14 protein-coding genes and 1 tRNA gene are annotated in these 12,334 nt (G+C 38.6%); 6 read left to right on the top strand and 9 right to left on the bottom strand.

What is annotated here, in order from left to right:
* Positions 1-36: 36 nt before the first annotated feature.
* On the bottom strand, positions 37-978 hold the full coding sequence (locus tag RYP29_RS03115) for a Dyp-type peroxidase (RefSeq protein ID WP_009661599.1): 942 nt from the start codon (positions 976-978) through the stop codon (positions 37-39).
* A 438-nt stretch (positions 979-1,416) separates the two neighbouring features.
* Between RYP29_RS03115 and dinD the strand changes: the two genes are divergently transcribed.
* The 5 genes from dinD to RYP29_RS03090 are packed head-to-tail and all read left to right on the top strand — an operon-like array spanning position 1,417 to position 4,610.
* The gene (dinD, locus tag RYP29_RS03110; RefSeq protein ID WP_311532204.1) at positions 1,417-2,259 is read left to right on the top strand and encodes a DNA damage-inducible protein D; all 843 of its coding nucleotides are present in this window, start codon (positions 1,417-1,419) and stop codon (positions 2,257-2,259) included.
* Positions 2,260-2,281: 22 nt separating this feature from the next.
* The gene (locus RYP29_RS03105; protein WP_399554592.1) at positions 2,282-2,548 is read left to right on the top strand and encodes an ImmA/IrrE family metallo-endopeptidase; all 267 of its coding nucleotides are present in this window, start codon (positions 2,282-2,284) and stop codon (positions 2,546-2,548) included.
* Between the two features lie 15 nt (positions 2,549-2,563).
* Positions 2,564-3,097, top strand: coding sequence for a hypothetical protein (locus RYP29_RS03100; RefSeq protein WP_311532202.1), 534 nt, complete (start codon positions 2,564-2,566; stop codon positions 3,095-3,097).
* A 28-nt stretch (positions 3,098-3,125) separates the two neighbouring features.
* Positions 3,126-3,509, top strand: coding sequence for a hypothetical protein (locus RYP29_RS03095; protein WP_016475964.1), 384 nt, complete (start codon positions 3,126-3,128; stop codon positions 3,507-3,509).
* A 60-nt stretch (positions 3,510-3,569) separates the two neighbouring features.
* Positions 3,570-4,610, top strand: coding sequence for a hypothetical protein (locus RYP29_RS03090; protein WP_311532201.1), 1,041 nt, complete (start codon positions 3,570-3,572; stop codon positions 4,608-4,610).
* Between the two features lie 2 nt (positions 4,611-4,612).
* Here RYP29_RS03090 and RYP29_RS03085 read toward each other — a convergent pair whose 3' ends face one another.
* Positions 4,613-4,813 (bottom strand): hypothetical protein, encoded by a 201-nt coding sequence (locus tag RYP29_RS03085; protein WP_311532200.1) that lies wholly within the window; start codon positions 4,811-4,813, stop codon positions 4,613-4,615.
* 198 nt (positions 4,814-5,011) lie between these two features.
* Between RYP29_RS03085 and RYP29_RS03080 the strand changes: the two genes are divergently transcribed.
* Positions 5,012-6,085 (top strand): tyrosine-type recombinase/integrase, encoded by a 1,074-nt coding sequence (locus RYP29_RS03080; RefSeq protein ID WP_311532198.1) that lies wholly within the window; start codon positions 5,012-5,014, stop codon positions 6,083-6,085.
* Positions 6,086-6,166: 81 nt separating this feature from the next.
* Here RYP29_RS03080 and RYP29_RS03075 read toward each other — a convergent pair.
* From RYP29_RS03075 to RYP29_RS03045, 7 genes are all read right to left on the bottom strand, one after another.
* Positions 6,167-6,242: transfer RNA gene (locus RYP29_RS03075), tRNA-Lys, on the bottom strand.
* Between the two features lie 107 nt (positions 6,243-6,349).
* Positions 6,350-6,652 carry a hypothetical protein gene (locus RYP29_RS03070; protein WP_311532197.1) on the bottom strand — a complete coding sequence of 101 codons (303 nt, stop codon included), beginning with the start codon at positions 6,650-6,652 and terminating at the stop codon, positions 6,350-6,352.
* Between the two features lies 1 nt (position 6,653).
* Positions 6,654-7,619 (bottom strand): GTP 3',8-cyclase MoaA, encoded by a 966-nt coding sequence (gene moaA / locus RYP29_RS03065; RefSeq protein ID WP_311532196.1) that lies wholly within the window; start codon positions 7,617-7,619, stop codon positions 6,654-6,656.
* A gap of 19 nt (positions 7,620-7,638) precedes the next feature.
* On the bottom strand, positions 7,639-8,079 hold the full coding sequence (locus RYP29_RS03060; RefSeq protein WP_311532194.1) for an MOSC domain-containing protein: 441 nt from the start codon (positions 8,077-8,079) through the stop codon (positions 7,639-7,641).
* 173 nt (positions 8,080-8,252) lie between these two features.
* Entirely contained in the window at positions 8,253-9,575 is a 1,323-nt protein-coding gene (locus RYP29_RS03055; RefSeq protein WP_311532192.1) for a nucleobase:cation symporter-2 family protein, read from the bottom strand.
* Between the two features lie 163 nt (positions 9,576-9,738).
* Positions 9,739-10,356 carry a cyclodeaminase/cyclohydrolase family protein gene (locus RYP29_RS03050; RefSeq protein WP_311532191.1) on the bottom strand — a complete coding sequence of 206 codons (618 nt, stop codon included), beginning with the start codon at positions 10,354-10,356 and terminating at the stop codon, positions 9,739-9,741.
* A gap of 86 nt (positions 10,357-10,442) precedes the next feature.
* Positions 10,443-12,113 (bottom strand): formate--tetrahydrofolate ligase, encoded by a 1,671-nt coding sequence (locus RYP29_RS03045; RefSeq protein ID WP_311532190.1) that lies wholly within the window; start codon positions 12,111-12,113, stop codon positions 10,443-10,445.
* Positions 12,114-12,334 lie beyond the last annotated feature (221 nt).

The raw sequence follows: 12,334 nt of genomic DNA, 5'->3' as shown, positions 1-12,334 counted from the left end.
TATTTTATCATTACATATATCGTAAAATTATAACGATTATAATTCGCCTTCTGCAATAGCATCCAATGTATCAAGGGATGGAATGAAGAATAGCATACCGGTAATAGGTTTAGAATAATCTAGCAATTTATCGTTTTGAGTAAACATGTTTGTAAGCATTGTTTTCGTTACATCCCAATAACGAGCATAGCCGATGAAATATGTGCCACGCACACCTTGACCAGGTTGTGCAAATGGTACATTCATACGAACGATTTTATGTTCTTCATCGTCACGATTATCTTGAGCTACTACATTGTGAGCTGCTGGATCTTTTTCATCGTCTTCCAATTCAATATCGCTGAATTTACGACGGCCAATGAATTTTTCTTGCATTTCTGTAGGAAGTGCACGCCACGCATCAAGATCGTGTTCATATTTTTGTGCAAAAGCATAAGAACCATTCGTGAATTCAGGGTCTTCATCACCGATAACGCCCCATTCTACCGCTTCTTGGCCTACAGGATTTTCCGTACCATCAACGAAATCGATGATAGCACGGCCTTGTTCATAATGGAATCCATGAGTTTCATCAACTACGGATGTAACAGGACGTAAGAATTCCATGATTTGGTCCACTACTGTATATGTAACAGATTCATCATTGGAACGTACATGCAAGAACAAGTCAGCCGCTACAGCTGGCACATCTTGTTTGTCCCCTTTAATACCTTGAAAGTCTTCTAACTCTTTTGGTACAGGTGCATTAGGGAATAAATAGTCCCATGCTTTACGGCTAAAGCCAAACGCAATACCCAAGCCTTCACCATTAGCACGAATACTAACAGAACGTTTAATGGCTTGAATACGATCTGCCATGTCTTGAATTACTTCTAATTCTGCATCGCGATCTTTACGATTTAATAATAATGTTGTGAAATTGACACTTTGGCCAGCATCTTTATATACATCTTGTGTTCTAGATACATCTACTGCCATTTGGGACCTCCTAATGAGAAATACTACTATATTCCAATCATAAGTGATTAATAACTTATTGTCTATAATATATGTGCCAAGATAAATTTATATATGAGTTATTTTCTCTAGTCTCTATATTAATCAGCCATTCTGTATATTGCATATTTCACCTTGTTGATTTACAATGATGTCGAGAAGGTGGCGGGGCTTTCGCCCACCGGCTTTTTAGTCTTTGCTAACAAGTTTTAAAATTGCTAGTGCTAGTACCAGTAGCGTCAACGAATTTGCTAAACTTGTTAGCTATTTTATTATGTCCACACTTACACTGCTTGACAATACCGTTACACGCTCTAATATGTTTAACAGCAAGATTCTTTTAATAAAAAACTATCGACTTAGGTAAATAGTATATATCTAGAGAAATGGATGCATATCATAATAGGAGGTGAAACTTATATGTTTTTCTTTTTTCTTGAAGAAGATACTAGTACAGGTTCGTATACATCGCCTTTTGATTCGATAAAACAACTTGATGACAAAGGTAATGAATATTGGTATGCTAGGGATTTACAAGGGATACTTGAATACTCCGAATGGCGAAATTTTTATAAAATTATTGAAAAGGCAAAAAACGCTTGTGAAGCCAGTGGTCATGCGGTTCAACCCGAATTTGTTGATGTCAACAAATTGGTAGATGTTGGGGCTAACTTACAACGCAGTATACAAGATATAGTACTCTCTAGATATGCTTGTTACTTAATCGCTATGAATGGCAATCCTCGCAAAGAGGTAATTGCATTAGCTCAAACCTATTTTGCGGTAAAAACTCACGAACAAGAGCAATTAGAATTACAAAAAGAAGATAGCTTGCGTCTACAAATCCGACAAGATATTAAAGAGCATAATATTTCTTTGGCTGAAGCGGCTAACCAAGCTGGCATTAAAGAGCCCAAAGATTATGCTATTTTTCAAAATGAAGGATACAAAGGTTTATATGGTGGTTTGGGAGTAAAACAAATTCATGCCAGAAAAGGTCTTAAAAAATCACAGAAAATCTTAGACCATATGGGCAGTACTGAACTTGCTGCTAATCTCTTCCGTGCTACACAGACTGATGAAAAATTACGCCGCGAAGGAATAAAAGGAAAACCACAAGCTAATAAGGTTCACCATGACGTTGGGGCAAAAGTGCGGCAAACCATCAAGGAATTAGGCGGTACTATGCCAGAAGATTTAGATACACCGACTAAAAGTATCCAACAAATAAAAAAAGAAAGACAAAAGAAGCTTTCAAAATAATACACAAGGGAGAGTGTTGTCTTTGGTCGTAAATATAATTTACTGCGACTTGCCACATGTCAATGCTGTATTAGAAAAATGTGAAGATATAGATACTTATAACCTCTACATAAACAAAAACCTCTCTCATGATCGCATGAGAGAGGAAATTAAACATGAATTAATACATATTATTAATGATGATTTTAATGTAGATTATCACGTTAACATAGTAGAACATAGAGTTAGAATGTCTCAAGTTGAAGATGAGGCGCTTAATGAAATTGACTTTTATCACTACATTATTTAAAACAGGGAGATAAAAATGAAAAAGGGATTAGTATTAGCAACAATATTTGCATTATGTTCAACAATGATGGTTAGTGCCAAGGAATTTAACGATGCACGTTGGCAATGGTTCTATTCAAACTCTGACTACACAGGGAAAGTCGATTTGAATACATTATCTTATGATCCATCAACAGACACTGCCAAAGCGTGGGCTGTATGGGTACAAACTAGAGGATTGCAAGAATTAAGAGAATACGATATTCACTTTGCCAATTCTTCTGTTACCATCAAACATTATTATATTTATAAAAATGGGTCTGATACTGCTATTAATGAAGGTAATGCAAATAATACGCGCACACCTGCACCAGGTAGCGGTGGCGAAGCCCTTATTGCTTCTGTAAAAGGATTAGTTGGCCGTGATACTAAACTAGCAGATTACAAAAAACAACAAGCAGACGAAGCACAGGTTCAGGAACAAAAGCGCATTGAAGAACAGCAAGCAGCCGAAAAGAAAGCTAAGCATGAACGCAATCGAGATATTTTAAGAGGGATATTCGGGATATAAAAGGGTTTAATACAGGGAGGTTAGTATTATGGGATTTTTTAGCAGTGAACCAAAAGTTATCGAAAGCCCTACAAAGGACTTTATGGGACAACATTTATACCACTTAGATGGTATTGGTGCTAATTTATTTGTGTATGATACATGTGTTGTTATCGATCGCACTCAAGGTGGTCTATTCAACTTGGGGAATCGTACCTATAAGATTATTCCAATAAAGAACATCTTAGCCATTCAAGTAAAATCAACAGGTGTTACTTCCGGATTTTTAGAATTTGCCACATATGGCCACGAAAACACATCGATGAAAGGTTTTGACAGAACCAACGATGAAAATAATATCAACTTTAACAGTGAAAATTCAGTTAATACTGCAAGGGAAATTGTTAAATACCTGGTCCCTAAGATTTGTTAGTAACTAAATAAGCCTCCTACCCTACTACTGGGTAAGAGGCTTTATAATAAAGGAGAGAATATGGATACACGTACAATAGATATCCCAGTAATACCTTCTACTAGAAGATATTGGTTAATCAGAACAGAACGAGGTAAATTTTATCGAGATTTTAAAGAAAACGGCTATGTAGCATTAGGGTGGGATCATTTCACTAATCTTGGCGATTTAAAAAGTGCTGCTTTAGCTTCTCAGGTAAAAGAAAAACTAACCGGCATATTCAAAAAAGTCTATCCTAACGAGAAAAGACCCGGCCTTGCTATAAATCAAATGATTAAATTTGTTACTGATATATCTATTGACGATGTTATTATCATCCCTAGCGCTAACAGTAATGAAATCTCTATAGGCGTTGTAACTTCTACGCCATATACTGAATCTCCAAATGTAAATAATACATCCTGCTTTGCTATTGAAAAGCCAGAATACGAAGAGTGCCATTTTATTAAGCGCATCCGAGTCAAATGGTTAACACAAATAAAAAAAGAAAATGTAGACCTACGCTTATCTAAGTTACTTAATGCAAGAAACACTATTACACACGCAGACGACTACTCGCATTTTATTGATAGATCCATATATGCCCTATACTACAAAAATGGTAATGTTCATCTTACGCTTCACGTTGAGAAAAAAGAAGACGTTACAGTTGATGAATTCGCAGAGCTTTTATCAAGTATTAAGGGGCTTGTTAACGCCTATGAGATTCCAGATGAGCACAAAACTTTAGCAATTAAATCACGCGTTGAATCTCCTGGGCCTGTCGAATTCATTGGAGATCCTGTTTCAATAACTTTGATTGCTGCGGGGGTCGTCGGGTATTTTGGATTTGGTGGAGAACTATCTTTTAAAGTTCCTTTTCTCCATATACACTTTTCTTTGAAAACTGACGGAGCACTAGGAATGAAATTAAAAAAGGTTAAGGAAGAGAATCGCCATCAGGAAGCAATGATAGCAGAATCCAATCGACATCAAGAAGAAATGGCTAAACTCGAGATTGAAAAATTAAAAAGGTCTTCAAAGCGACTTAAGATAAAGCCGCCTAAAGACCTAGACAAATAATATCACTTTTTAATAGTAACCGTTAAACAAGTAAATGAAATTATGGATGCAATTACTACGATTATATATTTTGTAATCTCAACACCACCTACGGTGTAATTCCAAACGGAGGGCATCCATATGAATGGTAAGGTAAATAAAGCCGTTAGCAGTGCAATAAACGCAGTGTGCCAAACAAGTTTACCAATTAATTGGTGTAACATTGGATTACCTCCTTCCCTACCTTCATTATAATTCTTCCCCGCTAATCCGTGCAATACCCTGCATAGTAAAAAAATAAGCCCTCACCGCAGTGAGGGCCATTAAAAACTACATACCTTAGAGGTACTTCATTTTTACTCCAATAACATTATACCATAAACCCTCTAAGGCTTATTAACTATGCCAAGGAGGTTATTTTAATGGCTAAAAAACGAACCGATGGACGTTACCAAGTATCCAAGATGATAAATGGTAAGCGTAAATACTTTTATGGTACCACCAAGAAAGCAGCTATTGCCGAACGTGATGCTTACGTTGAATCGTTGGCACAATGTGCTAACTATGATAATACCATTACCATAGAGAAATGGAGTGAGTATTGGATCCGACTTAAGAAAGATACAGTTTCACAGAATACCCTATCTTCTTACCAATATATTATTAAGACCTACATTGTACCTTTCATAGGCTCAATACGATTGGTTGAGCTATCAGCATTAAACGTAAGGGCTTTAATGGATAGCATAAGCCACTTATCCGCCAGGACTACTAGTTACACGTTAACCGTTCTAAGAGCTATTCTGAAGCAAGCAGTCATGGATGAGATTATTTCAAAGAACGTGGCCACATTAGTTAAGAAGCCTAAACAAGAACGTAAACGTGAAATGGTAACACTTTCCAAGGAGGAAGTAGAAACATTTCTTGAGCAAATCGATGATGTCGAATGGCATGCATTGTTTAAGCTAGCATTTACTACAGGTTTACGCCGTAGTGAGATACTCGGATTGACATGGGATGATGTCAATCTTAAACAAAAGACGTTAACGGTCAATCAGACAGTTTTACGTATTAATGAAGTCACGACTATCTCTAAAACAACTAAAAACAGCTCCTCTAGGCGTTCTATTTCTCTTGACGATAAAACTATCGCGGAGCTTCTAAAACTTCGCGTATGCGTCGATAAGCGAAGATTTAAGACATCTAATTGGAGAAATAATAACTTAGTATTCCCTGGTAAATATGGTAATCCACGTGATCCGGCCAAGGTATCACTAAAATGCAAAAAATTCGCCACCGCAATCGGTAGACCTGACTTTACGATGCACGATACTCGTCATACACATGCTACCCTATTATTAGAAGCCGGTGTAAATTTTAAAGTCGTACAAATGAGACTCGGCCATTCTTCATGTCAACAAACGATGGATACCTACTCCCACGTTACTCCAATCATGGAAGCTGACGTGGTAGAAAAGATTTCAAATATATTCTAATTGATGTCAAAATGATGTCAAAGGATACCCTGATAAATATGATGTCAAAAGAAAAACCCGCACAACCGTGCGGGTTTATTTTGGTGGACCACCAGGGGTTCGAACCCTGGACACCCTGATTAAGAGTCAGGTGCTCTGCCAGCTGAGCTAGTGGTCCATGACATGAATTATTATATGCTTATTTTATAGGAATGTAAAGAATATTTATTACATTCCTATAAAATATATCAATTTGATTTATACCATATCTATAGGTATAGGATATTAGAATTCTAACATCCAATTCTTTATCGTTTCACAAGCCTCGGTAGGAATGATATCCGTAGTCCCCACACATGCCTCGCCATGGTAAATTTGAATAACGCTATGGGTACGACTTACTTCTTTCACAATGATGTCTGTTACATCAGCCTTAGGCACGCTAAATTGTAATCCATAACGTCCTATATAGGTAAATATAAGCTTTTGTGTATCGTATTCCATGTGGACTTGCAGCATTTTGCCACCAGGCCAACAGGATTGGACAAACTCTTTATTTCTCGGTTTTAGAAAATCAAAGAATCCCATACTACCCTCCGATGCGCCACATAGGGCGTTCTGGTTGATCCATCGTAACACCATCATGACGTTCTTGCTTACGTTGCAGTGCCCATTCAATATGACTGGCGAGTTCAGTTTCACTTAGACTTCGACGTACAAGAGATACTAAATCGGCCTCATCATCACGTAGAAGGCAGAGTCGCATTTGACCATCCGAAGTAAGGCGAACGCGATTGCATGTATCACAATAACTATGAGACATGGAGAAGATAAAACCAATCTCCTTACCACTCGGTAAATTGTAATACGTAGCAGGTCCAAAACCATACACACCGTAATTTTCGGTGAGGATACCACCGCTGACGCGTTCTAATTGAGCCTTCCATTCATCGAAGGTCGGCCCATGAAACGCATCGCCCTGAAATGGCATATATTCAATAAAGCGCCAAATCACCGGCCAAGTTTCCACATATGTTAGTAAAGCACGAACTTCATCATCAGTCCAATGTCGGGATAATACAGTATTAATTTTAACAGAAGTAAAGCCCGCATCAATAGCACTTTGAATACCACTTAGAACGGAGTCGAGTTGGTTAGCTTTGCCTACACATAGAGCAAAGGCATCACTATCAAGAGAATCAAGACTAATATTGACTCTGTTCAAACCGAGTTCTTTCAATTTCTCGGCCCGCGGCGCCAATAGACTGCCATTGGTTGTCATAGAAATATCTTCAAACCATCCGGTCTGCTTGATACGTGCCAATAACGCTTCTATATGAGGATATAGTAACGGCTCACCACCGGTGAGGCGTACAGCTTTCACCCCTACTTGGTGAAACGCACCTAAAATAGTCATCCATTCATCCACAGATAGTAGTTGATGTTGGCTTTGTGGTGTAATCTCTGCTGGTCTGCAATACGGGCAGCAAAAATTGCACGCATCTGTCAACGACAAACGTACATATTCAATTGTTCGGCCCCATGCATCCTTCATAGCACACCTCTTTACATCCTTATTTAATAATGGATACGTCATCACCTACGTTAATTGTACCATTTTTTAGAACTTTACCAAAAATTCCTTGCGTAGGCATAATACAAGATCCAACTTGTTTCATAATTTCGCAACCATGATGGCATTCTTTACCAATTTGTGTGACCTCTAATAACACCTCAGAACCGAGTTGTAATTTCGTACCAACTGGTAAATCATACAAAACAATGCCTTCGACGGTGATATTTTCAGCAAAATCACCAGGTTTTACATCGGCCCCTTTTTCACGCATATGCTCAATGCTCTTAATGCCGAGTAAACTAATTTGGCGATGCCAATTACCTGCGTGTGCATCGCCTTCCATGCCGTGATCTACGATGAGATTGGCAGATTCAATATTATGTTTCTTTTGCCCTTTTTTCTCGCTAATCGAGATGGCAATAATCTTACCTTCAGCCATAAACTCCTTCCCTTCTTATGGGAACAAATTATCTAAATTTATCAATTTATTATACCATAGTATATAGGTGTAACCCCTGTGAGTTTAGTCACTATTTGGAGATTATTACTTTCAAAAAAAGAACCCTACCCACTACGAGTAGAGTTCTTAGTATTAATAATGGTGAAAGCCGATTAACGACGACCCATTTCTTTGAATTCATCGCCCTTGTTCACGCCATTGAGCAATAGGTTAAGGAGGATAGCCATGATACTACCGAATGTAATACCAGATTTTAATAAAATTTGAGCCCATGCTGGGAAATGTGCATAGAATGTTGGTGCAGCGATAGGAATCATGGAAACACCGATACTAATCGCCACAAGCATCAAGTTTTGATTGCCATCAAAATTAACTTTACCAAGAGAACGGATACCGCTAGCAATAATCATACCAAACATGGCAATACCAGCACCACCGAGCACTGCATTTGGAATGCTTGCTACAACAGCCGCCAATTTAGGGAATAAGCCTAATAGAATTAAGATTACACCAGATGCAGCTACTACAAAACGACTTTTAACGCGTGTTACAGCGATAAGACCAACGTTTTGAGCAAATGCTGTATATGGGAAACTGTTAAGAATACCGCCAATAACAGTGGAAAGACCATCGGCACGGATAATGGATGCCAATTCCTTACGATCGATTTTTTTATCTACGATTTCACCGATTGCAATACTATCACCAGTTGTTTCAACCATAACAACGAGCATAACAACTACCATGGAAAGTACAGATGCCCAATCAAATGTTGGTAATCCAAAGTATAATGGTTCAATAACAGCCAGCCAATGAGCTTTGCCAACTTCAGCAAAATTAGCTACGCCCATTGCAAAAGCAATAGCTGTACCACCAATAAGACCAATTAAAACGGAAAGATTACCAAGAAAACCTTTGGCAAATTTATAAGTAAAGATAACGATTAAGAATGTAAGGAATCCGAGACCGATGTTGGTAAGACTACCAAACTGCGGATTGCCTACACCGCCCCCCATCCAGTTTACAGCTACAGGCATGAGATTAATACCAATGATTGTAATAATGGTGCCTGTTACAACAGGTGGGAAGAGTCGAATTAAACGACTAAAAAATGGTGCTACTAAGAAAGTAAAAATACCGGCTATGATGATGGCACCGTAAATGGCGGTCATACCATGTTGGGCCCCAATCATGGCCATAGGTCCAACAGAGGCAAAGGTTACACCTTGAATCATCGGGATACGACCACCAATATTGCCAAACCCTAATGTTTGGATAAGTGTGGCAATACCGCAAGTAAACAAGTCCGCTGTAATAAGTCGAATTAAATCCTCTACAGGCAAATGCATAGCTTGCGCAATAATGATTGGTACCGCTACAGCACCGGCATACATTGCTAATACGTGTTGTAAACCATAGGCAAACAGCTTAGGTATTGGCAACATAGAGTCAACAGTATTGTTTTGTTCTGACATAATGGTCTCCTGTTTTCTAAACTACAAACATTACACTTATATTTTACGTTATTATTCGGATTTTAACAATAGAAAAAGAGAAACCTTAGAAATTTTATTTTCTAAGGCCCTCTATTTTTATATTTTCCGAACATTAGCCATGCAAAAGTATGTTATCGTCCATTTATTTGTACAAGGCTAAAATGGATGCTTCCTTTTCGTCTAGTTCAGATTCAATTTGATTCATTTGTGCTTTTAAATCAGCCACATAGGATTCATCTTTAATGCCAGATATATTGATACGCACGTTTAAAAACGCCGCCTTTACTGCTGCCCGCGCATTGATGGCCGCAATAATGCCATCAGTAATAAGATTTTGGTTTCCTTTCGTAGCCGCAACATAAGCAAGATCAAAGATTTCATAACTAATCATGCCGATTTCTAATGGTACATTAGCCGCATCTTTATAAGCCTGTTGAATCGCAGCAGTACGCGCCAATTTTTCTTCATCCGTATTTTTAGGCAATGCCAAAGCATCCATAAATAAATTAAATACATTAGCATCTGCTTGTGCTAGTGAAAGTGCTTTCTCACGAATCACCTCTGCTTTTTGTTGTAAAAGATGCATCTCGTCTTGCACATCTTCGTATCCTTTTTTATCAAATGTTAAATTCGCTACCATTTCAGCCAATGCTGCACCTGTAGCTGCCGTCAATGCCGCAATCGCCCCACCACCTGGAGTAGGCTCCTTTGATGCAGTTGCCGCTACAAAATCTTTTACAGAACTCGTCAATAAATCCATATATACTCCTCAATAACAAAGGGGGCTATTGCCCCCTCTGTATACTATGTCAATAAAAATACTATGTCGATTACAATACTATAGTATTAGAACAATCCTTTAATGGTACCGTCCGCATCAATGTCCATGTTAAGCGCAGCAGGACGTTTAGGCAAGCCTGGCATAACCATAACATCACCGGTACGGCATACTAGGAATCCTGCACCATTAGCAACGCGAATATCCGTTACATTGATTGTAAAGCCTGTTGGTGCACCTAATAACGCTGGGTTATCGGATAAAGAATATTGCGTCTTTGCCATACATACTGGCAAATTATCAAGGCCCCATTCTTTTAATTGAGCGATTTGTTTTTTTGCCTTTGCCCCAAATGTAACGCCATCACCACCGTAAATAGTGCGAACGATTTTACCAATTTTATCTTCAATACTATCTGTTAATTCATATACGAATTTAGGTGTTGGTTCGCTGCCTTCCACGAGTTCCACAACGCGTTTAGCCATATCGACACCGCCTTCGCCACCTTTTTCCCAACATTCATTGAGCTCTACAGGCACGCCATAGTCATTGCACAAACGAGTTAACTCCGCAATTTCCGCATCCGTATCGGTAACGAATTTATTGATGGCAACCATAACAGGTACACCGAAGAAGCGCATATTTTCAATAGCTTTACGCAAATTGCTGAAGCCCTTTGTTACAGCCTCTACGTTTTCTGTATTTAATTCTTGTTTTGACACGCCACCATGCATCTTAAGAGCGCGCAATGTAGCGACGATGACTACAGCATTTGGGAAGATATTGCCATAACGGCATTTAATGTCGAGGAACTTTTCTGCCCCTAGATCAGCGCCGAATCCAGCTTCTGTCACCACGATATCACCAAGTTTCATGCCGAGTTTTGTAGCCACCACGGAGTTACAACCATGTGCAATATTGGCAAATGGACCGCCATGAACAATGGCAGGTGTATGTTCCAATGTTTGTACAAGATTTGGTTTAATAGCATCCTTCATAAGAAGTGCCATCGCACCTTCACATCCGAGTTGATGTACATATACCGGTTCACCTTTAAGATTTGGGCCGATGACGATGCGACCAAAACGCGCTTTTAAATCTTCTAAATCCTTAGCTAAACATAAAATAGCCATGATTTCAGAGGCAACGGTAATCATAAAATGATCTTCCCGAGGGAAACCACATACCTTGCCCCCCATTGCGACAGTTACATTGCGCAATGCACGATCATTCATATCGAGAACACGTGTCCAAGAAATTTGACGCAAATCGATTTGGAGCTCATTACTTTGGTGGATGTGATTATCAATCATAGCGGACAACAAATTATTTGCCGCTGTAATGGCATGCATATCACCTGTGAAATGAAGGTTAATATCATCCATTGGTACAACTTGTGCATAACCGCCACCTGCAGCACCGCCCTTGATACCGAACACAGGTCCTAAGGATGGCTCGCGAAGTGCAGCGATAGCCTTCTTACCGATTTTATTTAATGCTTGTACCAAACCAATGGAGGTTGTAGATTTACCTTCCCCTGCTGGCGTTGGGGTAATAGCCGTAACAAGAACTAATTTTCCGTCTTTTTTATTTTCTAAACGCTTAATGGCATCAAAGGAAATTTTTGCCTTATAATGACCATATTGCTCTATATCATCAGGTGTAAGACCACATTTATCAGCAATAACCTGAATTTTTTCCATCTTATTTTGTTGAGCTATTTCAATATCGGTAAGCATAATTCCTCCTCATATCCACCTGTTTTGTCTACTGTGAATGTATATTTGTACACTCGTTACTTTTCTATTATATGTGAAAGTATGGATTATGTCTAATCATTTCTTACTTATATGTATATTCGTTTCTCTAATTAATACATAAATGTAAAAAAGTCAGTATATAGTATGTAGTGACCCCAAAAAGTTAGACTTTTATTTCCGAGTAACCTAAACTGGTTGCT

Origin of the sequence: uncultured Veillonella sp., from assembly GCF_963534045.1 — a bacterium.
GTDB lineage: Bacteria > Bacillota > Negativicutes > Veillonellales > Veillonellaceae > Veillonella.
The sequence above is the reverse complement of the archived record's forward strand: the minus strand, read 5'-3'. Positions and strand labels throughout refer to the sequence as shown.